19 protein-coding genes and 2 tRNA genes are annotated in these 24,575 nt (G+C 66.7%); 17 read left to right on the top strand and 4 right to left on the bottom strand.

Annotated features, from left to right (window positions below; translation table 11 throughout):
- Nucleotides 1–62: 62 nt before the first annotated feature.
- Nucleotides 63–3,203 carry an insulinase family protein gene (locus B5G20_RS03220; protein WP_087354999.1) on the bottom strand — a complete coding sequence of 1,047 codons (3,141 nt, stop codon included), beginning with the start codon at nucleotides 3,201–3,203 and terminating at the stop codon, nucleotides 63–65.
- A 267-nt stretch (nucleotides 3,204–3,470) separates the two neighbouring features.
- On the opposite strand from B5G20_RS03220, the gene B5G20_RS03215 reads away from it, so the two are divergent.
- From B5G20_RS03215 to B5G20_RS03135, 17 genes are all read left to right on the top strand, one after another.
- A complete protein-coding gene (locus tag B5G20_RS03215) occupies nucleotides 3,471–4,067 on the top strand; it encodes a hypothetical protein (protein ID WP_087354995.1) in 597 nt (198 codons plus the stop codon).
- 331 nt (nucleotides 4,068–4,398) lie between these two features.
- Nucleotides 4,399–5,439 carry an EamA family transporter gene (locus B5G20_RS03210; protein ID WP_087354993.1) on the top strand — a complete coding sequence of 347 codons (1,041 nt, stop codon included), beginning with the start codon at nucleotides 4,399–4,401 and terminating at the stop codon, nucleotides 5,437–5,439.
- A gap of 423 nt (nucleotides 5,440–5,862) precedes the next feature.
- Complete coding sequence (locus tag B5G20_RS03205) at nucleotides 5,863–8,481, top strand: DNA topoisomerase I (protein WP_087354991.1); 2,619 nt, start codon at nucleotides 5,863–5,865, stop codon at nucleotides 8,479–8,481.
- Nucleotides 8,482–8,777: 296 nt separating this feature from the next.
- Nucleotides 8,778–9,917, top strand: a complete 1,140-nt coding sequence (locus B5G20_RS03200; protein ID WP_143750206.1) for a DUF4013 domain-containing protein — start codon at nucleotides 8,778–8,780, stop codon at nucleotides 9,915–9,917.
- A gap of 8 nt (nucleotides 9,918–9,925) precedes the next feature.
- Nucleotides 9,926–10,675, top strand: coding sequence for a dTMP kinase (tmk, locus tag B5G20_RS03195; RefSeq protein ID WP_087354987.1), 750 nt, complete (start codon nucleotides 9,926–9,928; stop codon nucleotides 10,673–10,675).
- Between the two features lie 137 nt (nucleotides 10,676–10,812).
- Nucleotides 10,813–11,943, top strand: coding sequence for an AAA family ATPase (locus B5G20_RS03190; protein ID WP_087354986.1), 1,131 nt, complete (start codon nucleotides 10,813–10,815; stop codon nucleotides 11,941–11,943).
- Entirely contained in the window at nucleotides 11,931–13,661 is a 1,731-nt protein-coding gene (gene ricT / locus B5G20_RS03185; RefSeq protein ID WP_087354984.1) for a regulatory iron-sulfur-containing complex subunit RicT, read from the top strand. The genes B5G20_RS03190 and ricT overlap by 13 nt, the downstream gene beginning before the upstream one ends.
- Complete coding sequence (locus B5G20_RS03180) at nucleotides 13,654–14,469, top strand: phosphoribosyltransferase family protein (protein WP_087354982.1); 816 nt, start codon at nucleotides 13,654–13,656, stop codon at nucleotides 14,467–14,469. Before ricT ends, B5G20_RS03180 begins: the two co-directional genes overlap by 8 nt.
- 468 nt (nucleotides 14,470–14,937) lie before the next feature.
- Entirely contained in the window at nucleotides 14,938–15,882 is a 945-nt protein-coding gene (locus tag B5G20_RS03175) for a transporter substrate-binding domain-containing protein (RefSeq protein ID WP_087355259.1), read from the top strand.
- 152 nt (nucleotides 15,883–16,034) lie between these two features.
- The gene (gene raiA / locus B5G20_RS03170; RefSeq protein ID WP_087354980.1) at nucleotides 16,035–16,619 is read left to right on the top strand and encodes a ribosome-associated translation inhibitor RaiA; all 585 of its coding nucleotides are present in this window, start codon (nucleotides 16,035–16,037) and stop codon (nucleotides 16,617–16,619) included.
- Between the two features lie 84 nt (nucleotides 16,620–16,703).
- On the top strand, nucleotides 16,704–17,654 hold the full coding sequence (locus B5G20_RS03165) for a DegV family protein (RefSeq protein ID WP_087354978.1): 951 nt from the start codon (nucleotides 16,704–16,706) through the stop codon (nucleotides 17,652–17,654).
- Nucleotides 17,655–17,777: 123 nt separating this feature from the next.
- Nucleotides 17,778–18,905 (top strand): NAD(P)-dependent oxidoreductase, encoded by a 1,128-nt coding sequence (locus tag B5G20_RS03160; protein WP_087354976.1) that lies wholly within the window; start codon nucleotides 17,778–17,780, stop codon nucleotides 18,903–18,905.
- A gap of 6 nt (nucleotides 18,906–18,911) precedes the next feature.
- Nucleotides 18,912–19,406: a hypothetical protein gene (locus B5G20_RS03155; RefSeq protein WP_204207632.1), complete on the top strand. Its 495-nt coding sequence runs from the start codon at nucleotides 18,912–18,914 to the stop codon at nucleotides 19,404–19,406.
- Nucleotides 19,407–19,418: 12 nt separating this feature from the next.
- Nucleotides 19,419–20,120 carry a hypothetical protein gene (locus B5G20_RS03150; protein ID WP_087354974.1) on the top strand — a complete coding sequence of 234 codons (702 nt, stop codon included), beginning with the start codon at nucleotides 19,419–19,421 and terminating at the stop codon, nucleotides 20,118–20,120.
- A gap of 3 nt (nucleotides 20,121–20,123) precedes the next feature.
- Nucleotides 20,124–21,209, top strand: coding sequence for an isocitrate/isopropylmalate family dehydrogenase (locus B5G20_RS03145; protein ID WP_087354972.1), 1,086 nt, complete (start codon nucleotides 20,124–20,126; stop codon nucleotides 21,207–21,209).
- 201 nt (nucleotides 21,210–21,410) lie between these two features.
- Nucleotides 21,411–22,589, top strand: coding sequence for a hypothetical protein (locus B5G20_RS03140; RefSeq protein WP_087354970.1), 1,179 nt, complete (start codon nucleotides 21,411–21,413; stop codon nucleotides 22,587–22,589).
- A 125-nt stretch (nucleotides 22,590–22,714) separates the two neighbouring features.
- Nucleotides 22,715–23,044 (top strand): hypothetical protein, encoded by a 330-nt coding sequence (locus B5G20_RS03135; RefSeq protein ID WP_239286843.1) that lies wholly within the window; start codon nucleotides 22,715–22,717, stop codon nucleotides 23,042–23,044.
- Nucleotides 23,045–23,303: 259 nt separating this feature from the next.
- On the opposite strand, the gene B5G20_RS03130 is transcribed toward B5G20_RS03135, so the two are convergent.
- The 3 genes from B5G20_RS03130 to B5G20_RS03120 all read right to left on the bottom strand — a co-directional run bounded on the left by B5G20_RS03130 (nucleotide 23,304) and on the right by B5G20_RS03120 (nucleotide 24,165).
- Nucleotides 23,304–23,390, bottom strand: a tRNA-Leu gene (locus B5G20_RS03130).
- A gap of 89 nt (nucleotides 23,391–23,479) precedes the next feature.
- Nucleotides 23,480–23,764, bottom strand: a complete 285-nt coding sequence (locus B5G20_RS03125) for a PTS galactitol transporter subunit IIB (RefSeq protein ID WP_087354968.1) — start codon at nucleotides 23,762–23,764, stop codon at nucleotides 23,480–23,482.
- A gap of 316 nt (nucleotides 23,765–24,080) precedes the next feature.
- Nucleotides 24,081–24,165 (bottom strand) — tRNA-Leu (locus B5G20_RS03120).
- Nucleotides 24,166–24,575 lie beyond the last annotated feature (410 nt).

Here is a 24,575-nt window from a genome sequence, read left to right as displayed (position 1 = left end):
TGTCACGTGACAAAACAACCTGTCCCCATTGTCATGCGGCGGCGGCACCGCCGGCGGCCTCATTAGCCCATAAGGTCCACGATGTTCCAGTCGCGCTGGCTCGCCTCGATGATCGCGCGCCCGCCAAAGACGCAAATGGGCGCCTCGGCGGCTACGCGCGTTACGTCCTCACCAAGAGAGCGCAGGTCGGCGGGGGTACAGGCGAGCATCTCGGCGCGCACCTGGTCGCGGAAGCCTGGCTCGCGCCCCGCAAAGTACTCGGCGTTGCGGCGCTTGGTCTGCGCGTAGGGCTTAACGGGTGCGTCGTGCGACGCCACGCTTGCCACCAAGAAACCCTCAAAGGTCGGCTGGTCGGGCTCAAACGAGCTGAGCCAGGCGCCGGCGCGGGCGATGCGCTCGAGCGAGGGGTCGATGGCAGGGTCGCGGTAGGTGTAGAAGGCGAGCTGCCGGTCGACGGCCGCGCGGAAGCCGCACCCGTAGGCGCCGCCCTTAACGCGGATCTCGTTCCAGAGGTAGTCGTACGAGAGCGCACCGGCGGCCACGCCCCAGCGCCCGTCGGTGGCAATGTCGAGTGCGCGCGGGTCGGTTGCCTGCGCGGCGTAGCACACGTCGCTCGGGATTACGAAGGCCTCGCGCTTGGGCTCGGGCGCGGGCACGTAGAGCTCCTTGGCGGGCGCGGTGCGCGGCTCGAGTCCGAGCGGGCCGGCCGCCGCCCAGTAGCGACTGTAGTCCTCGGCGGAGCCGGTAAAGCTCGCCACCGTCCCCGTTGAGGTAAAGATGCGCCCCGAGAGCTCGTGGAGCTTCTCGCAGAGGTCCTCTGCCCGCTCGTCAAAGTGCTCCACGAGCTCGGTCAAGAAGCGGTAGAAGTCCACGCCGCCGAGCTGCTCGGCAACCACCGCGGCGGGCGACACGTAGCTGAGCGAGCGCGCAAGCGCCGCCTGGTGGCCCGAGGTCAGAAATGCCTGCTCCATGCCGATTTTGAGCTGCACGAGCACGTCGCGCATGCGCTCGGTGTCCTCAAAGAGGGTCTCCGACCATACCTCGTGCGGGATGCTCGCCAGTGCGTCGATCTTCTCGGAGAGGGCGCCGGCCGCCACGCAGAGTACGGGGCGGGCGAGCCGCCAGTTGGCCTGCTGAAAGACCTCGGTGCCAAACGAGAGAAAGCCGAGGTTGCCGGTGATGTAGCTGTCGAGCTCGGCGGCCGTGTGCCGCGCGGTGGGGAGCTGCTGCAGCAGGCGGCAGAGGACCTTGACGTAGGGGAGCTCGGCGTAGCTCACGTGGGTGAGGTCAAAGTAAGTGAGTGCGTAGGCGAGCGCGTGCGTGGGGAGCGGGTGCACCAGGCAGGGGATGGGGGCGTTGCGGTCGAGCGCGAGCGGCGGCTCGGGGCGCGCTGCTCCGATATCGGCCACCGTGAGGCGGGGGAGCGTCGCCTTGGCCTCGGGCGTGTCCTCAGCCTCCTGTGCCGCACGGAGCTCGGCCACGCGCTCCTCGATGCGTGCCGCCTCCTCCGGCGTGAGGGGCTCGCCGGCGGCTGCGTCCGCCGGGGCCGCGCCATCCGCCGCGGCTTCCGCTCCGGCCTCGCCCTCCACTGGCACAAGCTCCACGAGCGCGCGGTGGCTGCTCTCCAGCACGAGCTCGCGCAGCAGGTTCTCAAAGAAGTCGCCCTCAAGCTCGCGGCGCAGGCGCGCGTAGATGTCGGCGTACTCCAGCGCGGCGGTGGCGGCGTGCGTCTCGGGCGTGTCCTCGGCGTAGAGCCAGGTCGAGAGCGCATCGCAGGCGAGCACCACGCCGTCGGCCGTGCCGTAGTCGCGCTGGCGCAGGGTGTACTCGTTGCTCGAGATCACGGCCTCCAGGCGGTCGCGCGGGACGCCCTGTTCCACCAGCTCGCGGCAGGTATCCTCAATGACTTGCGCAAACGTGCGCGCCATCTCGGGCTTGGCGCCCTGTAGCATGATGAGCTCGTAGGGTTGCAGACACGCGGACGAGGTGTAGGAGAGCACGTTTCCGCCGATGCCCGCCTCGAGGATCGCGCGCTTGACGGGCGCCTCGTTGGAGCCCAGGAGGGCGTCAAAGAGCACGTCGGCCGCCACGGTGCGGAAGGTGTCCGCCGCCTCGCCCAGCACGTAGGCCGCGCCCACGAGGGCGTTGTCGGGGGTGGTCTCCATCTCCACGCGCAGGTGGTCGCAGACAACGGGGTCTTGGTGCTTGAGCGGGTTGGGCGCGCCCACGTGCTGGGGGTCGAGTCCGGCCGCCGCGCGCCAGGCGTCCTCGGCCGCGCGGGCGCCGTCGCTCAGATAGCGCTCATCCATAAAGGCGAGCTCGCGGCGCACGTCGGCAAAATCTCCGTAGAGCACGATGTAGCTGTTGGCGAGGTTGTAGTGGCGCGCGTGCGTATCGAGAAAGCCCTCGTAGGTGAGGCTCGGGATCGCCGCCGGGTTGCCGCCCGACTCGTGCGCATAGGCCGTGTCGGGAAAGAGCGCCCGGTTGACGGCGTTGTCGAGCACGTCCATGGGGTCGGCGAGCGCACCCTTCATCTCGTTGTAGACCACGCCGTTCACGCGCCGGCGGGGCGTGCCCGTGGCGTCGCGCTCAACCTCCTCGTGCCAGCCCTCCTGCTCAAAGATGGTGGGCTTGGTGTAGATGGCGGGGTTGAGCACGGCGTCGAGGTAGACGTCCATGAGGTTCAAGAGGTCCTGCTCGTTGGTGGAGGCCACCGGGTAGACGGTTTTATCGGGGTAGGTCATGGCGTTGAGGAAGGTCTGCATCGAGCTCTTGATGAGGTCGACGAAGGGCTCCTTGACGGGGAATTTGGCGCTGCCGCAGAGGACGGAGTGCTCGAGGATGTGGAAGACGCCCGTGTCGTCTGCCGGCGGGGTCTTAAAGGCGATGGCGAAGGCCTTGTTCTCATCGTCGCAGGCGAGGTAGAGGAGGCGCGCGCCTGATGCGGTGTGGCTGAGCACGTAGGCGTCGGCGTCGAGCTCGGGGATGGTCTCGGTGCGGGTGACGGTAAAGCCCGAGACCTCGGCGCCCGGGGCGAGCAGCGTGGCCGCGCTCACGCGGGCGGGGGAGGCGGCGGGTGCGGTTTCGCCCGCGGTGGCGGCTCCCTTGGGGGAGGCTCCCTCGGGGGAGTCGGGCGCGGCGCTCTCGGCGGCCCTCGTGGCGGGGGCGGCGGTTTCTGCGGTGGACGGGGTAGTGGCGGACATGGCGCTCCTTAACATCAGATGGTGGAACGAGGTTGCTTATACCCATCAGGCGGTATGCCGCGCCGTGCGGACGGATGTTGCGAGGCGGGCGGTCTGCGCGCGGGCGCGCGCCGGCGGGCGCCGCAAACGCAGCGCAACCGCGTTGCCGCTCGGGCGACCATCAACAAATTGTTTGCGCCGCTTGGCGAAATGGCTTGTACGCCGCTCAACTTAGGCCCTAGGGGGGGTATAGCTACCATACGATTGGCCTCGGGGGAAGGAACGATCATGGAGGGCATCGTCAATCAGCTCAAGGCGTCGTGGCAGGTCATGGGGGAGAAGGCCAGACGCGCCTTCAAGCGCTATGCGGTGTATACGGTGGTGGCCAACGTTGTGCTTGTGGTGGCGCTTATCGTACTCCGGGTGATGATTGTTCTTGGCTATCGTCCGTTCCAGCTCGATGTTGTCCAGTCATTCTACTTTTACATTTGGATCGCGTTGATCGACGTTGTGTTTCTGATTGTGACGCTCATTATCCTCTCGAGTGCATACAAGGCCATCAAGCGCGACTACTTTGCTCGGGCCTTTCCTGGTGAGTTCTGTGTCGAGCAGAATCACTGGAGTAAGCGAGATGCGTTTCTGCTCTACGCAGGGCTTGTCGGACTAGTAGGGTTCATTCCCAACGTTGTGACGATTGTCCTCGAGCTGACGGATTTCTCCGATTTGGACCTCACCAACATCATCACCAGTGTCGTTTGGATCGGTATCGCCATCTGGGCCGTGCCCCGCTGCTGCGCGCGCTACCTCGCGCCCGGCCCGCGCTTGGGCGACGGGTCGGCTGCGGCGCCCGCTGCGTCGAACACGACCGACGGCCACGAGCAATAATCCGTTAACGCGGCAAACCTTACTCACTCATTTCTTTCCGTCTGGGGTCGCTATCGTAAGAATCGCAATCCGGATTGCCCGTTCAAATCTTCCGGGCGCAATGCTGAACGCGTGCTGCGCACGTGTGTCTCCGCGTCTGCCCAGTACGTACTTTAGCGTGCCGGATGACGAATACGTGTAGCCGCGGTGAGCCATTTGACTCGGTCACATAACCGCCAGCACACGCTTTAGCGCGCGGGAGCAAGTTTTGCACCCGGTCCGGGAAGTTGGCGTTTTCACTTTAACCCGATGAGTTCATGCGGTAAGGTGGCCCCTGGACCAAGGGGGGATCATGACCGAGAGAACTGAGCAGAGGGATGCCGTAGGGGGATTTGGGGCCGCGGAGAACGGCGCTGTGCAGGATGTTGCCGCCGTGCAGTCCGCCGCTCCCTACGGCACTTCCGCAGCAGACCGCGCCCAGCGCCGCGGAATCCGCGAACGCCTCAACGCCTCTGAGAACCGCCAGCTCATCATGGGCGTTGCGGCCACGCTTGCGGGCGGTACGTTCTGGGGTTTCTCGGGCACCTGCGCGAGTTTTCTTTTCGACAACTACCAGGTCGACACGCTCTGGCTTATGTGCGCGCGCCAGATCTGCTCGGGCCTGCTCTTTCTCATCCCTATCCTCGCCTTCGACCGCGCGCGCTTCATCAAGCTCTGGCGCACTCCACGCGACCTGGCGATCCTGCTCGTCTTCACCCTGGGCGGCGTGCTCCTCAACCAGTTTGGCTACCTCATGGCGGTGCGCCTCACCAACGCCGGCACGGCAACGGTGCTGCAGTGCCTGCAGCTCGTGATCATCATGGTGTACGCGTGTCTGCGCACCCGGCGTGCCCCGCGCCGCCGCGAGCTTGCGGGTGTGGCGCTGGCGCTCGCCGGGACCTATCTCATCGCCACGGGCGGCAACCCGGCCAACCTCGCCATCCCCGCAGAAGGGCTTGTTATCGGGCTCGTTGCGGCGGTGGGGGCGGCGTGCATGTCCATCATCCCCGCAGGGCTGCTCGGGCGCTACGGCTCGTCGATCGTCACGGGGTCGGGCATGCTCATCTCGGGCCTCGTGTCGAGCGCGTTCATCCAGCCGTGGACGAACATGCCCGCCTTCGACGCGATGGGGTGGGGCGCCTTTACTGTGTTGGCGTTCGTGGGATCGTTTTTGGCGTACTTCTTATATATGCAGGGTGTGCGCGACATCGGCTCCATGCGTGCGAGCCTGATCGGCACGGTTGAGCCCATCTCGGCCACGGTCACGAGCGCGCTTCTGTTGGGCACGTTCTTTGCGCCGACGGATCTTGCGGGCTTTGCGCTCATAATTGCGATGGTGTTCCTCACGGTGTAGGGCGCGTGTGGCCAAACACAAGGACAATATGCTTAAAAGACATACCCATGCAGTCACTATTGTTGGTGAGCATGGAAAGTCATCCTCACGGCTTCCACGTAAAAGGTGAAGCTCGTATTACTGCGATTTTTGTCCACTTGAAAACACCCATAACTATCTCGGAAAACGCACAATAACCGCAGGTACAGATCCTGGACAAAAATCGCTGAAATATGAGTTTGCCAGCATTCGGGCAATTAATTAACCCATCCAAGACGGCCCACCTTCTCCCGCGAGCGCGCCGCCGGGCAAATCTGTGCATTTCGTAGACCTCGCTAAGTCGCTTATACTGTCCCGCAAAGATGCGCCGCCCGCCGCGCGCCCGCCGCGCGGTCCGGCCCAACGCGCGTCAGTCCCAGTCCGTACCGGCCAGGGGGTGCCCCCGTGAAGCTCGTCGTTGCAGAGAAGAACATCGCCGCGCAAAAGATCGCGCAGCTGCTCTCCACCACCAAACCCAAAAACGACAAGGTCTACAACACGCAGGTCTACCGGTTTGAGGTGGACGGGGAGGAGTGGGTCTCTATGGGGCTCGCCGGGCACATCCTGGCGCCCGACTTTCCCGACGACGTGCTTTTCGATAAGAAGCAGGGCTGGTACAGCCTCACCGAGGACGGCGAGGTGCTTCCCGCCGACATCCCCGATGGCCTTGCGCGCCCGCCCTACCAGAGCAAGCGCAAGCCCTTCCTCGCCAACGGCATCTCGCTCAAAGGCTGGAAGGTCGAGAGCCTGCCCTACCTCACCTGGGCCCCCGTGCTCAAGAAGCCGGCCGAGAAGGAGATCATCCGCGTTCTCAAGAACCTCGCCAAAAAGGCCGACGCCGTGATCATCGCCACGGACTTCGACCGCGAGGGCGAGCTCATCGGCTCCGACGCGCTCGACATGGTGCGCGAGGTGGCGCCCGACGTGCCAGCCTTCCGCGCGCGGTACTCGGCGCTCATCAAGGGCGAGGTCACCCACGCCTTCGAGAACCTCGTCACGCTCGACCAGGACCTTGCCGATGCCGGCGAGAGCCGCCAGTACATCGACCTCATCTGGGGCGCTGTCCTCACGCGCTACCTCACGCTCGCGCGCTTTGGCGGCTTTGGCAACGTGCGCTCCGCCGGCCGCGTGCAGACGCCCACGCTCGCCCTGGTGGTTGAGCGCGAGCGCGAGCGCATGGCCTTTGTGCCCGAGGACTACTGGCAGATTCGCGGCATGGCGGCGGCCCAGGGTGTGGACGGGAGCGACTTTAAGATCGCGCACGCCACCGCGCGCTTTACCGACAAGCATGCAGCCGAGACGGCCTTTGCGCATGTGGAGCACGCCTCCACGGGCACCGTTACCGCGGTGGCCAAACGCAGCCGCAAGCAGCAGCCGCCCATCCCCTTTAACACCACGGCGCTCCAGGCGGCCGCGGCGGCTGAGGGCATCTCTCCGGCTCGCACCATGCGTATCGCCGAGAGCCTCTACATGGCGGGCTTTATCTCCTACCCGCGCGTCGACAACACCGTCTACCCGCGCTCGCTCGACATTGCGGGTGTGGTCAAGGGGCTCGCGGCGGGCTCGCCGGCGCTCCGACCCGTCTGCCAAAAGGTGCTCGCCGGGCCGATGAAGCCCACGCGCGGCAAGGTCGAGACCACCGACCACCCGCCCATCCACCCCACGGGCCAGGGCGATCCCGAGACCCTCGACGGCGGCCAGAAGAAGCTCTATATGCTCATCGCGCGGCGCTTCTTGGCAACGCTCATGGGCCCCGCGACCATCGAGAACACCAAGCTCTCGATCGATGTTGCGGGCGAGCCGTTTACCGCCTCGGGCGATGTGCTCGTAGAGGCGGGGTTCCGCGAGGCGTACCCCTACGGCCTCAAGCGCGATGAGCAGCTGCCGCAGCTTGCCGAGGGCGAGACGGTGGACGTGCGCGACATCAAGCTCGAGGCCAAGCAGACCGAGCCGCCCGCTCGCTACAGCCAGGGGCGCCTCGTGCAGGAGATGGAGAAGCGGGGCCTTGGCACCAAGTCCACCCGCGCCTCGATTATCGAGCGCCTCTACCAGGTGCGCTACCTCAAAAACGACCCCATCGAGCCGAGCCAGTTGGGCATGGCCATCGTGGACGCGCTGCACGAGTTTGCACCGCGCATCACCACGCCCGAGATGACGGCCGAGCTCGACGAGGATATGACCCGTGTGGCCGAGGGCAAGGACACCCAAGACCACGTGGTCGAGCACTCGCGGGCGCTCCTTGCCGGCATGCTCGATGCGCTCATTGAGCACAAGGACGACCTTGGCGAGGCGATAGCCGATGCGGTGACGGCCGACGCGCGCGTGGGGACCTGCCCCAAGTGCGGCAAGGACCTGGTGATGAAGACCTCCGCCAAGACGCGCGGAAGCTTTATCGGGTGCATGGGCTGGCCCGACTGCGACGTGACCTACCCGGTGCCCTCCGGCGTAAAGGTGAGCCCGCTCGAGGGCGAGGCGGCCGTGTGCCCGGAGTGCGGAGCGCCGCGCATCAAGTGTCAGCCGTTCCGGCAGAAGGCCTACGAGGTTTGCGTGAACCCCAAGTGCCCCACCAACTACGAGCCCGATCTCAAGGTGGGCGAGTGCCGCGTGTGCGCCGAGGCCGGTCGGCACGGCGACCTGATCGCGCACAAGAGCGAGCGCAGCGGCAAACGCTTCATCCGCTGCACCAACTACGACGAGTGTGGGGTCTCCTACCCGCTGCCGGCGCGCGGCAAGCTCGAGGCTACGGGCGAGGTGTGCGAGCACTGCGGCGCGCCCATCGTGGTGGTTGAGACGGCGCGCGGTCCGTGGCGGATCTGCGTGAACATGGACTGCCCGGGCAAGGAGCAGAAGGCCTCCTCCGGCCGAGGCCGCGGTCGCGCCGGTTCCAAGGCGGCGGCAAAGCCCGGTGCCAAGCGCACGACGTCGAAGGGCGCGGCAAAGAAGACGGCTACTAAGAAGACCGCTGCCAAGAAGACAACGGCCAAGAAGACGTCTACCAAGACGAGCAAGGGGTCGGACGCGTAGGGCAGCTGCGCGGTTGATTGGCTGAGGGCCCCGTCTGGAGCTTGTTTCACTTGCGCGACGATTGCGCTTGCGGTGAGGTGGGCTCCGGGTGGGGCTTTTTGCTTGCCGGGTGTGTCTGCAAACGGTGCGCAGCACTCGGACGTCGTCGCGCGGCTGGGGCGCTTTGCCGGTGCGGGGCGCGTTCACCGGCCGGTTGGCTATCGGCTACAATGGACGGACGCCGCGCTCCGTGTGCGGCGCCCGGAATCGGCGGCGCAGCGCACGGCGCCCGCGCCCCATCAGTCAGAGGAGACATCATGGCCACCTGCCCTACCTGTGGGTTTACTTTTGAGCCAGCCGACCCCCAGAATGCGTGCTGCCCGCAGTGCGGCACGCTCTTTGTTGCAACGAGCGAGTCTGTCGCCGGCGAGCCGTCCGACGACGCGCCGGTGGCGTCTGGGTCCGCGCAGGCTTCCGCAGCCCCCGAGCAGCCGACGTCCGCGCAGAACGGTGCCCCAGAGAACACCGCGGCCGCGTCCGCCGGCGCCGCATCCGGCAACACCTCGGCAAGCGCCACTGCGGCGCCCACCGGCACCAATCCCACCGAGACCTTCCCGGGCGCGCCCGAAACCTCCATCGCCCCGCAGCCCGTCTATCAGCCGAGCCCGCTCAAGCGCGCCTGGATGGACTTCAAGGCGTCCCCCGGCAAGCTCTGGATCATCTTCAAGCTCGCGCTCTTTCAGTTTGTGCCCGGCGTGGGCAGCCTCGTGCTCAACGGCTACGTCTACACCTGGGCGCGCGAGCAGGCGCTTGGCCGGCACCTGCCGCTGCCGCAAAAGATCGTGCGCCCCGGCGTGCTCGATAACGGCCTCTACATCTACGGTGTCTCGGTCATCATGACCGTCGCGCTCTTCGTGCTCGCGCTGCTCTCGGCCACCGTCTTTGGCGCGCTGGGGCTGGGGGCTGTCTACGTGCTGCTCGTCATTGCCTTCATCATCTGCTGCCTGCCGTTTTTTGCCGCCATGTACATGCGCACAGCGCTTTGCGGCCGCGTGCGCTCGGGCCTCAACGTCAAGCGCGCCTGGTCGCTCTTTGCCGCGCCGGGCAAGACCGGCCAGATCTTTGCCGCCACGTGGGCGCCCGCGATCATCTCCATCGCGGTGACGCTCTTGTGCGAGGTCGTCTGGTTTGCCGTGGTGGTGGGCTCTGCCGCGTCGGTGGCATACAGCATGCCGAGCGCCTACTTGCCCGATTCGTACATCGTGGCGCAGATGCTCTCGCTCATGGTATCGTTCATTCCCATCACGCTCGTGCTCTGCTTCGCGATCTTCTTTGTGTCGACAACCGCCTCGATCGTGTCGGCGCGCGCCCTCGGCTACTGGGTGCAGGACTTCCACCCCGAGGGATGGCCCGAGTACCAGGAGAACGTCAAGTACTACATGGATCGCGCAGTCTAGGGGGAGCCATGGCGGAGAATCTGGAACGCGCTTGCTGCGCGTGCGAGCAGCCGACGGCGGATAGCGCGGACCGGGCCGAGCAGGCGGCCGATCGCGGGCGCGGCATGTTCATCACGCTCGAGGGTATCGACGGGTGCGGCAAGTCCACCCAGGCGCGGCTCATCAAGGCGGCGCTCGAGCATGCCGGCCGCGACGCGGTGCTTTTGCGCGAGCCAGGCGGTGTTGAAATCTCGGAGAAGATCCGGAGCCTTCTGCTCGACCCCGCCAACGCCGCCATGTGCGACACCTGCGAGCTTCTGCTCTACGAGGCGGCGCGCGCCCAGCACGTGCACGAGGCCATTCGTCCCGCGCTCGCAGCGGGGAAGGTCGTGCTGTGCGACCGGTTCTACGATTCCACCACCGCGTACCAGTCGTGCGCGGGGAGCGTGCCGCGCGAGACGGCGAGCGCCGCCAACGCCCTTGCGGCGGGGGATTGCGTGCCCGACCTCACGCTCGTCTTTGATATCGATCCGCACGAGGCCGCGCACCGGGCTGCAGCGCGCGAGGGCGCGCCCGACCGTATCGAGGCCAAGGGCCTTGCCTATCAGGAGCGCGTGGCGGCAGGTTACCGCACCATCGCACGTGAGGAGCCCGGGCGCGTGAAGCTCGTGGACGCCTCGCAGCCCATCGACGCGGTCTTTGCCTGCGCGCTTGCCGAGCTTGCAAGCGTGGGGCTTGCGGTCGACGCTGCGAGCGCCCGCGCCGCCCTCGCCATGTGACAAGGGGGACAGGTTATGTTGTCACGTGACAACATAACCTGTCCCCACTGTCACATGCCGGGCTGCATCAGCTGTCCGGGCAAACGGCTATCATGGTTACTCACCCAACCCGCCTGACGCCTAGGGAGGTGCCGCCCATGCCCGATCTTGCCCCGGCGAGCCTGCTCGCCCAGCTCGACACACAACCCCGCGTGCGCGACTTTCTCGCCCGCGCCGTTACGAGCGGCCGCACGAGCCACGCCTACCTCTTTTTGGGGGCTCCCGGCTCGGGCAAGCTCGATGCCGCCTGGGCCCTCGCGCAGGCGCTCGTGTGCGAGCACGGCGGCTGCGGGTCCTGCGAGGCGTGCGTGCGCGTGGCCCGCCACACCCATCCCGACGTGCACTACTACGCGCCCGAGAGCGTTACGGGCTACCTCATCGGCCAGACGCGCGACCTCATCGAGGATGTGTCGCTCGCGCCCATCCGCGCCAAGACCAAGGTCTACATCATCGACCAGGCCGACCGCCTCCGGGCCGACTCGGCAAACGCCCTGCTCAAGACGCTTGAGGAGCCGCCCGCGGGCGTGACCTTCATTCTGCTGGGCACCTCGGCGGAGACCATCTTGCCCACTATCGTCTCGCGCTGCCAGTGCGTGCCCTTCCGCATGGTCGCGCCGGCCGACGCTGCCCGTGCCGTCGCGCAGGCAACGGGCGCCACCGAGCCGCGCTGCCGCATGGCCGTGGCCGTGGCGGGGAGCCCAGCGCGCGCAGTCGCTTTCCTTAAGAGCGCCGAGCGTCAGGAGGCCCGCCGCACGATGCTCCGCTCCCTCGACGCGCTCCCGCACGCCGATGAACTCGACATCCTCCGCGCGGCCAAGGAGCTCATCATGGCCGTCAAGGCACCGCTCGCCGAGGTCAAGTCGACCCAGGAGGCGGTTCTCAGCCAAAACGCCGACTACCTCTCGCGTGGAGCATTAAAGCAGCTTGAGGACCGTCAGAAGCGCGAACTCAACGCCCGCGAGCGTTCGGGTATGATGGAAGTGCTGGCGAGCGCCCGCTCGCTCATGCGCGACGTGCTGCTCACCCTCGAGGATGCGGGCGGCATCGTCAACGAGGACGCCCGCGAGACCGTGGGCCGTCTCGCCGCCGCCACGACCGTGCCCGGCGCGGTGCGCGCCATCCGCGCCGTGACCGCCGCCGAGCGCACCATCGCCCGGAACATCACCCCCCAGCTGGCCCTCGAGGTCATGCTCCTCGATATCAGAAAGGCGCTTCTATGCCGATCGTAGTACCCGTTAAGTTTCCCTTTGCCGCTCGCGAGCTGTGGTTTGACCCACAGGGTCTCGATATCGTCGAGGCCGATTACGCCGTCTGCTCCACCGAGCGCGGCACCGAGCTCGGCCTGGTAACGGCCGATCCCTTTGAGGTGGACGAGTCCGAGCTCGCCGCTCCGCTCAAGCCGGTCTTGCGCATCGCCACCGACGCCGACCTCGACCGCGCCGACGAGCTGGCCGATCGCGGCGACGCCGCCATGACCGACTTCCGCCGGCTCGTCAAGCAAAACGGCCTCGACATGAAGCCTGTGGGCGTGGAGTTTCTCTTTGGGGGCGAGAAGGCCGTCTTCTACTTTGCCGCCGAGGACCGTGTGGACTTCCGCCAGCTCGTCAAGGATCTCTCGGCGTGCTTCCACACACGGGTCGACATGCGCCAGATCGGCGTGCGCGACGAGACGCGCCTTGCGGGCGGCTACGCCACCTGCGGCCAGGAGCTGTGCTGCACGCGCTTTGGCGGGCAGTTTGAGCCGGTCTCGATCCGCATGGCCAAGGAGCAGGACCTCCCGCTCAACTCGGCCAAGATCTCGGGCGTGTGCGGTAGGCTCATGTGCTGCCTGCGCTACGAGTTTGAGGCGTACAAGGACTTTAAGAGCCGCGCCCCCAAAAAGAAGACGCTCATCGACACCCCGCTCGGCAAAGCCAAGATCCAAGAGTACGACACCCCGCGCGAGCAGCTGGTGCTCAGGCTCGAGGGCGGTAAGACCTTCCGCGTGAGCCTCTCCGACATGACCTGCTCGGACGCGTGCAAGAAGAAGGCCGAGGAGCAGCACTGCGCCTGCCGGCCCGACTGCGTGACGCGCGACGTGCTGGAGAAGATCGACTCGGCGGACATCTCGCTCGCCCTCATGGAGCTCGACCGCCAGAACGGCATGGACGTGGGCGACGGGCTCTCGCAGGCCGATCGCATCGTGACGTCTGGGCCCACGCGCCGGCGCCGTGCGGCCGAGGGCGGCTCGAGCGTGCAGACAGGTGGCAGCAAGCGCAGCCGCGGCAAGAGCCGCTCGGCGCAGGCCGAGCCGGAGCGCGATGAGGCTGCCGGCGCTGCGGGAGAGGGCAGCTCGACGGGTCGCCGGCGCCGCAAGCGCTCGACGGGTGCGGCTGCCGAGGGTCAGGAGCACACGAGCGCGCGCCGTTCCGGTGATGGCGCGGCGCAGCAGGCCACGGGCGATGCGAGCGCCGGCTCGGGTCCGACACGCCGTCGCCGCCGCCACCTGACGGCCGAGGAGCGCAACGACGCCTTCCGCAGCGCGGCAGCTCGCGAGGGGGCCGGTACCGGCGCGCCCGGTGCGGGCAATTCCGATGCCGCCGCGGCCAACGCCAAGGGTTCCGCATCCGCCGCACCCGGGCGCTCGCGCCGCCGGCGTCACACGGCCGGTTCGTCTGCAGAGGGGTTTGGCGGGCGCGGCCGCTCCGTTAAGCCCGATACTCCTTCCGTTGCGGACCAGTTGAGCGAGGGCGAGGTCAAGGTGACGCGTCGCCGTCCCGGCGATGGCGGGGGAGCGCGCGGCGGTTCGTCCTCCGGTGCTGCGGAGGAGCGCGGGGCGAATCCCGCCGCCTCGGGCGAGAAGGGCGAGGGCCAAGCTCCCAAGCGCCGCCGTCGCCGGCGCCCGCGCAAGCCGCGCTCCGAGGGTGGCGAGGGCTCGGCGCCCGCAGCGCCGAGCGGAGATGCATAAGGGAGCGCTCCTCGGCGCCCTCCGCGAGGCCGCGCTCGAGGTGCTCTCGCCCACGCGGTGCGCGGGGTGCGAACGGCCCGGTGCGCTCATCTGCGACGATTGCCTATACCAGCTCACGCCGATCGATCCCTTACACGCCTGCCTGCGCTGCGGCGCGCCGTTTGGCGACCTCCTCTGTACGGAGTGCGACCGAGCGGGCGCCACGGCGGGGCAGGCGTCGCGCGTTGTGGGCGCAACGACCCCAACGCCCCTGGCACCGGGCGGCAAGGTTCCTGCAGACCCTCAACGCGCCCTGGGTCGGGTGCTTGCCACGGCGGTCTTTGCCGAGCCCCTGCCGCGCATCATCCGCGCCTACAAGGATGGCGGCGAGCGGCGCCTCGCCCCGCTCATCGCCCAGATGCTCTACGATACAGCGCTCCACGCCGAGGAGACGGCGCCCGGCCGTTACGGCGGCATCCTCTCCGATGCGGACGCCGTCACCTTTGTGCCCGTAACGGCCGCGGCCTTTGCGCGTCGCGGGTTTGACCACATGGAGGCAGTGGCCCGACCGTTTGCCGAGCTTGCGGGCAAACCTCTGGCGGATGCGCTCGCCAAACACGGTCGCTCCGACCAGCGCGCCCTCGGTCGGGCCGCCCGTGCGGAGAGCGCGCAGGGTGTCTACGAGGTGGTGGCCGACGTGCGCGGCATGCGGCTCCTCGTGCTCGACGACGTCATCACCACCGGGGCCACGCTCTCCGCGGTTGCGGAGGCGCTGGCAGCCTCAGGTGCTGCTCGGGTGGAAGCGCTCGCCCTCGCCCGCGTCTGGTAAGGGGCCGGGCGTCTCGGGGTTGGCACTCAATCGTGCCCCACGCCGCGCCCCCATTGTCTTTCCGGGCCATTACCTGCGGCGCGACCTCAGCCCATCCGCCCGCGCTTTGGTATAATGCCCGCATCCCTCAGGCTGTGGTTGCGGGCGCGAGCCCTAGTCCAAGACAGACGCGGTCAAAAGGATCCACGTAAGCCGCCGCGTGCGCGCGGGGGCGATCATGGCGCGTCCTAGAGGTAAGTCGCACCGTCCGTTCTACCCATCGGGGGCATACCGCCCCGCGGGCGAGCGGGTTAGTCGTGACGCCGCCGCGGCGGCCGAGCAAACGCCCCAGTGCGCAGGTGTGGGGTCAAAGACCAGGTCAGCTGGGGGATAGACGCATAACGGCGCTGCGCTCGCTTGGAGCGTGCGCGGCTTGAGGCCCGGGTGGTACCGGGTAGGTGAGGACGGGCGAGATTCATGACGGGCAGCATGAAACGGCGCATCGGGCGTGTGCTGGCGGGCGTGTGCGCGGTGGCGCTTGCCATGGGCGCGGGCGGCTGCTCGCTGTTGACACCCTCGCTGAGCAGCGAGGCGCCCGTTACTCACAAGCAGACGGTCGACGACGCCGATCTGGTCCAGGCGGGCACCCTCACCGTTGCCGTCGACACCTCAGATGCCCCGCAGGCCATACAGCAGAACGGCACCATCGAGGGCTACGACGTGGACGTTGCCCATGCCCTCGCCGAGCGCATGGGACTCGACGTGCGGATCGTCTTCGGCGCCTCGGCCGAGAGCACCTTCTCCGACGGTACGGCCGACCTCTACCTTGGTGCCGAGGCGGGCGACAACTCGAGCTCGGTGGCCGTCTCGGGCGATTACCTCGAGAACGCGACGGCCGTCTTTGGCCCCGAGGACGCGGCCACCACGCTGAGTGCCGAGACGCTCGCCGCCTCCACCGTGGGCGTGCAGTCGAGCTCGGCCTCGCAGGAGGCGCTCACCCGCGCCGGCATCGGTGCCACCCAGAACACCTACTCCAACGTCAACGCCTGCTTTGAGGCGCTCGCCTCGGGCGAGGTCGACTACGTGGTGTGCGACGCCACGGCTGGTGCCTACCTCGCGCGTGCCTATCCGGGCGTGGGCTTTTTGGGCACGATCAGCGCTCCCACCGCCTACGGCCTTGCGGTGAGCACGCAGTCGGGCGATTTGGGTGATGCCATCATGGAGGCCTTTGACAAGATCGCGGGCGATGGCACGCTCGATGCCATCCACACCGTCTGGTATGGCCACCTGCCGCTTTCGCTCTCCGACACTGTGGTCTCGGGCGTGACCGTTCCGAGCGAAGAGGAAGAGGCGCCGGCTGATGACGCCTCGGGCGACGGCACCGCCACTGCCAGCGGGTCCGCCTCCGTCGACAGCATGAACAGTCTCGATTAACGTTTGTGCGTCGCGCCCGCCGGGGGCCGCCCCGCCGCGCTCGCATGCGCTCCGCCCCGCCGGATGCCGCCCATCCGGATAGGGGTTCAATCGGCTTGGATTGGGTACAACCTCAGTACCGAGTCCTATCCCCGAGGAGAACAGGAGCGCTCATGGATATCACGGTTTCGGGACGCAAGACCACGGTAACCGATGCTCTGCGCGCGCATGTTGACGAGAAGATCGGCGACGCCCTCAAGGTGTTCGATATCGAGCCCATGACGGCGGACGTCGTGCTCCGCTACGAGAAGAATCCCTCCAACCCCGAGCCCGCCATCGTGGAGGTCACGGTGCGCGCCCGCGGGTCGGTCATCCGCGTGGCCGAGCACGGGGTCGACATGTACTCCGCCATCGACCTGGCGGCCGATAAGGTCACCCGTCAGCTGCGTAAGTTCAAGACCAAGGTCATCGATAATCGTCAGCAGGGCCCGTCGGCGGCCGAGGTTGCCCCGGAGGCCCGGGTCGAGGACCTCGCCGATCTTCTCATCCCCGAGGACCAGGACGACCTCCTGGTGCGCGAGAAGATCATCGACATCACGCCCATGACCGAGGAACAGGCTCTCGTGCAGACGGACCTGCTGGGCCACGACTTCTACGTCTTTGAGAACGCGGCCACCGGCCTCATCAATGTGGTGTATCACCGTAAGAATGGTGGATATGGCATCATCAAGCCCAAGATTGAGGAGCCCGAGGGCTAAAAGCGAGTAAAATAGCGCCAGTGCACGAGTCAAGGCAGGCGGTCGTCTTGCGGCGGCCGCCTGTTGCTCACAGAAGGGCTTTGCATGAAGGATTCCTCGCCCACCGGTCACGCCAACCGCTACCGTATCGTTGTCGATACCTGCGCCGATCTCACGCCCCAGATCGCCGCGACGCTCGACGTCGATATCCTCGGGTTTCCCTATATCGTCGATGGGGTGGAGAAGACCGACGACATCTGGACGTCGATCTCTCCCAAGGAGTTTTACGACGAGATTCGCTCCGGTGTGAAGATGTCGACCTCGGCCATCTCGCTCGGTCGCTACCTGGAGTTTTTTACCGAGTGCGCCAAAGAGGGCACGCCCACGGTCTACCTGTGCTTTACGAGCGCGCTTTCGGGGAGCTACGACTTTGCGTGCCGTGCCGCCGAGCAGGTGCGCGCCGAGTACCCGGACTTTGAGCTCTACATCGTAGACAACTGCCTGCCCTGCGCCTGCGGCGAGCTGCTTGCGCTCGAGGCGGTCCGCCAGCGCTCGGCGGGACTCTCGGCCTCCGAGCTCGTCGAATGGGCCAACGAGGCCAAGCACTACGTGCACGGCTACTTTACGCTCGACAGCCTCGACTCGCTCGCTGCCGGCGGCCGCATTCCGCCCGCGGCGGCGCAGCTCTCCAGCAAGCTCGACGTCAAGGCGTCCCTCTCGTTCGACCTCGCCGGGTCGCTCTCGCTCACCGGGGTCAGCCGCGGCCGCAAGCGCGCACTCAAGGGGCTCATCAAGTCGTTCCAAGAGAACTACGTGCTCGATCCGGCGCTTCCGCTCACCATCGTTACCGCCGACGCCGAGAAGGACGGCGACTGGGTGGAGGCCGCGGTGCGCAAGGAGCCCGGTTGCGCCGATCTCACCATCATCCGCGGCTCGGTGGGCCCGACCATCGGCGCGCACGTGGGCCCGGGCATGGTGGCGCTCATCTTCTGGGGCAAGAACCGGGCGGAGAAGGTCTCTCTGTCCGATCGCATCGCACGGAAAGTCCGCAGCTGAGAATAGGGGGACGGGTGCGTTTTTCTCACTTTTGAGAATATGCGACCTGTCCCCATATTCTCAAAAGTGAGAAAAACGCACCCGTCCCCATATTCTCAGTCCGACGATTAAAGGAGTTATCACATGGCTGATACGAAGCAGTCCGTTGCGTTTATTGGGACCGGCATCATGGGTGCGCCCATTGCCGGGCACATCCTCGACGCCGGCTATCCCCTGACCGTCTACAACCGCACCGCTTCCAAGGCCCAGGGCCTTGTTGAGCGCGGCGCCACGTGGGCCGAGAGCCCGGCCGAGGCCGTGCGCGGGGCCGACGTGGTCTTTACCATGGTGGGCTACCCTGAGGACGTTGAGGAACTCTACCTCGCGGGCGATGGCATCCTCGCTGCGTCCAAGCCCGGCGCCATCCTCATCGACCTCACCACCTCCTCGCCGGCGCTCGCGCGCGATATCGCCGGTGCCGCCGCCGTGTCGGAGCGCACCGCGTTTGACTGCCCCGTGACGGGCGGCGAGGCGGGGGCCATCGCGGGCACGCTCACGGCCATCGCCGGTGCCACCGAGCGCGACCTCGAACCCGTTCGTGCCCTGCTCGAGACCTTTACGGGCAAGATTTTCTGCTTTGGCGGCGCGGGCAAGGGCCAGAGCGCCAAGCTCGCCAACCAGGTGGCGCTCGCCGCGTCGATGGTGGGCATGGCCGACGCGCTCGCCTTTGCCCAGCAGGAGGGCCTCGACCTCAACGCGACCCGCGAGATGATCCTTACGGGCACGGGTGCCTCGGGTGCTCTTGAGCAGCTCGGCCCCAAGGCCATCGACGGCGACTGGAAGCCCGGCTTTAAGGTTCGCCACTTTATCAAGGACATCAGCCTTGCCCTCGCCGAGGCTGAGGAGCGCGATATCGCCCTGCCCGGGGCCGATGTGGCCTTTACCCTCTACGACATGCTCGACGCCATCGGTGGTGCGGAGCTCGGCACCCAGGCCATCACCATCCTCTACCAGGAGGAAGAGGCGGCTATTGCGGCTGGGCTCGATTGGTCGCGCTATACCTCCGAGCACGAGGACGGCTGCGGCTGCGGCCACGATCATGGCGAGGGCGAGCATGAGTGCTGCGGCGGGCATCATCACGATCACGGTGACGGCGACCACGAGTGCTGCCACGGCGAGGGCCACGGGCATGGCGAGGGCTGCTGCCACGGCGAGGGTCATGGGCATGGCGAGGGTGGCCACGGGTGTTGCCACGGCCATCACGGGGAGTAGCGCCCGATGGGTGACACCGCCTTTGTGATCCTGTTTGCCCTGCTCTTTGTCTTTAGCGTCTACATCGGCTTTACGATCGGTGAGCATTGGGGCGAGCGGGCCGTCGATGCCCGGGCGTACTGGCTCTACAACCTCGCCGCCATCCTCATCTGCGTCGTGCTGACCGCGGTGCTGACGCTTCTGCCCTTGCTCTATGCCACGCCGCTCGGCCTGCTCATGGGCTCGATTGTGGGCCTTAAGATGGGCTTTGGCGAGTCGGTGGGGCCTTGGCGTCTGCTCGACCGGTTCTTTAACCGCAACCGGGGACAGCGTGGGGTCGACGCGGCGCGCAAGGCCGAGGTACGGCGCCGCAGGCGCGCCGGCGAGCGTGAGCCCGACCTCATCTCGGTGGCCCCGGGGCAGGGTGGCTCGGCCCCGGCCCAGCACACGTCCGACGCAGGACGCAAGCAGAACGATAACGGTACCGGTGCGCGCCGTGGACGCCGCGCCGGGCGGAAATAGGGAGTGGATTCTATGGCAGAAACCGCACAGCACGAGATGAACGACGAGGAGCGCGCACAGCTCGAGCTCGTCGAGAAGGACAGCTCGGCGCTCGACGCGCTCGTCGAGGACCTGTCGAGTGCGAGCCGCCGCAAGCGGCAGTTTGCCGCGCGCGTGGTGGCACTCCTTGCCGCTCAGGACGCCGAGCTCCTCGCGCCGCACATCGACGCGCTCATCGACGCACTCTACCGCCCCGAGGCACAGACCCGTTGGGAGGTGCTCGATGCCCTCACCTGCCTCGTGCCGGAGCATGCCAAGGAGGTCGGCGCGGCGTTTGAGGGTGCCGAGGCGGCGCTTTTTGACGAGCTCTCGTCCACGCTGCGCTTCTCGGCCTTTAACCTGCTCGTTACCTGGGGCGCCTCGGAGCGCGGCCGCTCCAAGAAGGTGTGGCCCATCCTCGATGAGGCCATCCAGTGCTATCACGGCGACCTTGAGTACCGCGACATGCTCGCCTGCCTCCACACCTTCGCTGAGGGCAAGATCGCCGGCGAGGTTGCCGAGGAGCTTGCCGGCCGCCTGCAGTTTGACGCGCAGAGCGGCAAGGGTGCCTTTATCAAGAGTCGCTCGGCCGAGATCTACGACCTGCTGGTCAAGCGCTTTAAGCTTAAGGATCCCAAGAAGCGCACGCGCGTCGCCCCGCGCGACGATGCGGACGACGCCGACGACGAGGAGTAACCCATGGCTCACGACGTGGTTCTCATTCCCGGAGACGGCATCGGCCCCGAGATCACCACGGCCATGCGGCGCGTGGTCGACGCCTCGGGTGCGCAGATCGTATGGCATGTGGCCGAGGCCGGCGCCGCCCAGATCGAGTGCGTCGGTACGCCGCTCCCGCCCGAGACGCTCGAGCTTGTGCGCGAGCTGGGCGTGGCCATCAAAGGGCCCGTCACCACGCCGGTGGGGACGGGTTTTCGCAGCGTTAACGTGGCGCTGCGCCAGGCTTTCGACCTCTATGCGTGCGTGCGGCCGTGCCGGTCGCTGCCGGGCGACGGCTCGCGCTTTCGCGATGTCGACCTGGTGATCGTGCGCGAGAACACCGAGGATCTCTACGCGGGTATTGAGTTTGCCCCGGATGCGCCGGAGGTGGCCGAGCTCGCCCGGCTGGTCGAGGCGAGCGGGCAGCGGCCGTTCCGCGCCGGATCGGCCATCTCGGTCAAGCCCATCTCGGAGGAGGGGTCGCGCCGAATCGTGACGTACGCCTTTGAGTACGCGCGCGCTCACTGCCGCCGCAAGGTCACGGCGGTGCACAAGGCCAATATCATGAAGGCAACCGACGGGCTCTTTTTGCGCGTGGCGCGCGAGGTGGCGGCGCTCTACCCCGATATCGCCTTTGAGGACAAGATCGTCGACGCCTGCTGCATGGGGCTCGTGCAGGATCCGACGCGCTTTGACGTGCTCGTGCTGCCCAACCTCTACGGCGACATCGTATCCGACCTGTGCGCGGGGCTCGTGGGCGGGCTCGGCATGGCACCCGGCGCCAACATCGGGGCGGATTGCGCCGTCTTTGAGGCCACGCACGGCTCGGCGCCGGACATTGCCGGGCGCGACCTTGCCAACCCCACGGCCGAGATTCTCTCGGCGGCCATGATGCTCGACCACCTGGGCGAGACCGAGGCGGCGGCGCGCGTGCGAGCCGCCGTGACGGCAACGCTTGCAGAGGGTACAAGCGTGACGGCGGATGTGCGCCTCGCCCAGACGGGTAGTGCCGAGGGTGCCGTGGGCACGGCGGCGTTTGCCAACGCGGTGATCACGCACCTGGCGTAAGCGCGTGCCGTCCGCAGGGGCGGCTGCGTGGCGTTGCGGGCGCGCAGCGCATGTGCGGTGTGTGTCCGATGGGGGGCGGCCGCTCCCTTGCCTGACGGGCGGAGTGCGGCTGAGTAAGTTGCTGCGAACGGTAACGAAGCGATCTCCGGGGGAGCGGGGGTCACGTGGGTGCGCCCGCGCATCGACGGAAAGGGAGTCGATATGGGTCTGATGCAGAAGAGGGACGACGAGGATCGCGAGTACATCGAGGGCATTGAGATCATAGGCCGCTCCGACGTGCCGGATGACCTGCCCCAGAACGAGGTCGAGCTTATGCAAGGGCCGTCTGCCGAGGACATCGCCCGCCGTGCTGGCGCCTCGGAGAGTGCCGACGAGGCGGCTGATGGCGAGGTCGCGGACGAGCCGGCGGCTGAGGATGCTTCCGAGGCGGACGATTCCGCCGACGAGCACGAGGTGGACGATGACGAGACTGAGGACGAGGTCGAGGACGCTGCCGAGCCTGCGCCCGACGCCGATGCGTCTGCCGGCGATGGGGATACCCCGGCTCCGCGCTCGCGCATCCTGCTCATGGTTGCCGGGGCGATCGTGGCGGTGATTTTTGCGGCCATCCTCGGATACTTTGTGGGCTCGGGCGGCTTTACGCAGACGGGCGGCGCTGGTGGCGCAACCGTTACCGAGGATCAGCTCGACCGGGTGCTCGCCCGCTACACCTGCGACGGTGCGGAGCGCACCATGACCGTGCGCGACGCCATCGAGGGGCAGTACAGCCTCGAGGCCGCCAAGAACGACGACGGCACCTACACCGTGCCCTCGGCGGAGGTTGTCATCTCCGACGTGCGCAACGAGCTGCTGGTGGCCGATGCCGAGCAGCGCGGCATCGAGGTCTCGGAGGACGAGATGGCCGAGTACGCCGAGGATACGCTCGGTGTGTCGGACTTTGAGACGCTTGCCGAGCAGTACCAGATCGACGAGGACCAGGCGCGCGAGATCGTGCGCACGAATGCGCTCATCAACAAGCTCTATGAGCAGATCGTGCCCGATGCGTCGTCTATGACCGCCCCGACCCAGCCGACTGCTCCCGCCGATGGCGACGAGAACGCCTCCTCGGCCGACTACGCGACCTACATCATCGGTCTTCTGGGTGACGAGTGGGATGCCGAGACCGGTACGTGGGCGCGCACCGACGGCGACATGTACGCCGCGATCGACGGGGCGAACTTTGACGGTAAGACGGCAACCTACGCGCAGGCTACGGCCGCGTTCTATGTGGCTTACCAGGACTACTACGAAACGGCGAGCGCCGCACAGCAGACGTGGACCGACTATGTCAACGGGCTCTACGCGGGCTGCAACCTGACGCTCTACGGCGTGTACGAGTAGGGCGAGGGCGCGCTGGCACCTAAGCAGCATGTGATCTGATTGGGGCGGGTGCCATCGTGCAGGCGATGGCACCCGCCCCGTTTTCATGCGCGCTTTGTGTCCGCACGGATTTCTATCCTTGGAACATGCGTTCGGATGTATCTGAGGAGGCGGTTCCTGTGGTGGGCAAGGGGATGCGGACCTATGTTGAGGTGCTGCTGCGCGTGGCGCCCGACGGCACGGAGACGCCCGAGGTGGTGATGCTGCCCGATGGACGGCTCTTCCGCATCGAGCGGGTCGAATCGCGGCGCCGTGTGGGGGATGGCTACGCGTTTAGCGTGCTGATCGGCAGCCATGTGACGACGCTCTGGAAGGAGCTGTGCGGATGGTCGGGCCCGCGGTGGTTCGTGGTGTTGCGCCACGAGCGGCGCGTGCCGCGCGCGGAGCGCACCGGGGCGGACCACGCCGCGGCTTGAGGGGGGGCATCTCTCAGGGGGGGCATAGATACGAAAAAGGCCCCATTGCCGGGGCCTCAATTTCTTATGGTGCGGGCGAAAGGACTTTCGCGTATTCGCTGCGCGAATCCGCGTCCGCTGCGGAGGCCTGCGGCCTCCTTGCGCGCTGCGCTGGAAAAGCGCTCATGCGCTTTCCTCAGCTCCGCGCCTTCTCAGGTTCAAGTCCCTGTGCGGGGCGCGGATACGAAAAAGGCCCCATTGCTGGGGCCTAAACATGTAATGGTGCGGGCGAAAGGACTTGAACCTTCACGGGGTTGCCCCCATATGGACCTGAACCATACGCGTCTGCCAATTCCGCCACGCCCGCGACTTTTGGCTTGCGCCGAAAGCACGGTCCATCTTACCGTAGCCGCGCCGACCGCGCAAGGGCCAACTTTTTAGCGCGCGAGCCGAGCGCTAGAGGCCGAGCGCCTCGAGCACCTCGCGCTCCGCTGCCGGACGGCCGATGCCGGTGAGGAAGGGCACGCCGTTAACGTACGGGCAGGAGAGGCCCTCGGGCGCGACGGTCGTGGCAATCAGGAGGTCGGCATCGGCGCACGCGTCCTTCGCGTCGCCCACGGCGCACTGGACGATCTCGTACGCATCGGCCTGGCCGTTCGCGTCGAGCAGCGCGGAAACCTTCTGAGCTACGACGGCGGAGGTCGCGACGCCTGCGCCGCAGGCAAGCACGATCTTCTTCATGGTTGTTGCCCCCTTTGAGGTCATATTTCCAAAGCTCCCACCTTTGCTGCGGGAGCGTCTGTACCCAGAGCGCCTGTCATCCCGCGGCGGAAGATCGGTTTGCCGGGGTGGCGACTGGCATCCAAAAAAGATAACCCGATTCTAACATCGCCCGCAGCGGGCTTCTACCCTAAAGCTCGCTCCAGCCAGAGGCGCAGAGAACTAGGCTTCGCTCGAGGGCGAGCCTGAGCTAACGCATGCCCCGTCACGAAGGTATGGGCCAGGGAATTATCCCTGGCCGAACCTACCCAAGAGCTATATATCGTTGCAAAGATGCTGGTAGGGGCGGTGGGACTCGAACCCACAATCCCGAAGGCCGAAGATTTTAAGTCTCCTGCGTATGCCAATTCCGCCACGCCCCCGCGAGCCAATAGTCTAGCAGATGCGCGCCGGCGGCAAGGGCGCCGCGCCCACTGCTCGCTGGATAGGGCTTAACCATGGCATGCCCCTCGCAAATGTGATGAAGTCGTGATACCGAGCGACGCCGACGGGTCTAACTAAATTCTGGCCAAAATCTAACCCAAGGGGTGTTATTTATCTAAATATCGTTCCTACCACGAATGATGATGCCATGACCAGAAAGCATCGGTAAACGTGCGTAAAAAATCGGTGTGTTATTAAAAACTATAGGAATCACGCGGGGGTATCGCGGTGTGAATAATCGAAATTCCGGTCAGTCAGTGCCATGAGCTGCGGCTTTGTGAGAGATGGTTGATGTTGGGCGGTCTAACCAATATCTGACCAGAATCTGACCGGGGTCTGACCGAACAGT

Origin of the sequence: Collinsella sp. An7, assembly GCF_002159335.1 — a bacterium.
Taxonomy (GTDB): Bacteria; Actinomycetota; Coriobacteriia; order Coriobacteriales; family Coriobacteriaceae; genus Coprousia.
This window is presented reverse-complemented; position numbering and strand designations above follow the sequence as displayed.

What these genes read in the sequence shown, in the direction of transcription:
- B5G20_RS03220 (WP_087354999.1), bottom strand. Translation starts at nt 3,203, where the DNA reads ATGTCCGCCACTACCCCGTCCACCGCAGAAACCGCCGCCCCCGCCACG.
- B5G20_RS03215 (WP_087354995.1), top strand. Translation starts at nt 3,471, where the DNA reads ATGGAGGGCATCGTCAATCAGCTCAAGGCGTCGTGGCAGGTCATGGGG.
- B5G20_RS03210 (WP_087354993.1), top strand. Translation starts at nt 4,399, where the DNA reads ATGACCGAGAGAACTGAGCAGAGGGATGCCGTAGGGGGATTTGGGGCC.
- B5G20_RS03200 (WP_143750206.1), top strand. Translation starts at nt 8,778, where the DNA reads ATGGCCACCTGCCCTACCTGTGGGTTTACTTTTGAGCCAGCCGACCCC.
- tmk (WP_087354987.1), top strand. Translation starts at nt 9,926, where the DNA reads ATGGCGGAGAATCTGGAACGCGCTTGCTGCGCGTGCGAGCAGCCGACG.
- B5G20_RS03190 (WP_087354986.1), top strand. Translation starts at nt 10,813, where the DNA reads ATGCCCGATCTTGCCCCGGCGAGCCTGCTCGCCCAGCTCGACACACAA.
- ricT (WP_087354984.1), top strand. Translation starts at nt 11,931, where the DNA reads ATGCCGATCGTAGTACCCGTTAAGTTTCCCTTTGCCGCTCGCGAGCTG.
- B5G20_RS03180 (WP_087354982.1), top strand. Translation starts at nt 13,654, where the DNA reads ATGCATAAGGGAGCGCTCCTCGGCGCCCTCCGCGAGGCCGCGCTCGAG.
- B5G20_RS03175 (WP_087355259.1), top strand. Translation starts at nt 14,938, where the DNA reads ATGAAACGGCGCATCGGGCGTGTGCTGGCGGGCGTGTGCGCGGTGGCG.
- raiA (WP_087354980.1), top strand. Translation starts at nt 16,035, where the DNA reads ATGGATATCACGGTTTCGGGACGCAAGACCACGGTAACCGATGCTCTG.
- B5G20_RS03165 (WP_087354978.1), top strand. Translation starts at nt 16,704, where the DNA reads ATGAAGGATTCCTCGCCCACCGGTCACGCCAACCGCTACCGTATCGTT.
- B5G20_RS03160 (WP_087354976.1), top strand. Translation starts at nt 17,778, where the DNA reads ATGGCTGATACGAAGCAGTCCGTTGCGTTTATTGGGACCGGCATCATG.
- B5G20_RS03155 (WP_204207632.1), top strand. Translation starts at nt 18,912, where the DNA reads ATGGGTGACACCGCCTTTGTGATCCTGTTTGCCCTGCTCTTTGTCTTT.
- B5G20_RS03150 (WP_087354974.1), top strand. Translation starts at nt 19,419, where the DNA reads ATGGCAGAAACCGCACAGCACGAGATGAACGACGAGGAGCGCGCACAG.
- B5G20_RS03145 (WP_087354972.1), top strand. Translation starts at nt 20,124, where the DNA reads ATGGCTCACGACGTGGTTCTCATTCCCGGAGACGGCATCGGCCCCGAG.
- B5G20_RS03140 (WP_087354970.1), top strand. Translation starts at nt 21,411, where the DNA reads ATGGGTCTGATGCAGAAGAGGGACGACGAGGATCGCGAGTACATCGAG.
- B5G20_RS03135 (WP_239286843.1), top strand. Translation starts at nt 22,715, where the DNA reads ATGCGTTCGGATGTATCTGAGGAGGCGGTTCCTGTGGTGGGCAAGGGG.
- B5G20_RS03125 (WP_087354968.1), bottom strand. Translation starts at nt 23,764, where the DNA reads ATGAAGAAGATCGTGCTTGCCTGCGGCGCAGGCGTCGCGACCTCCGCC.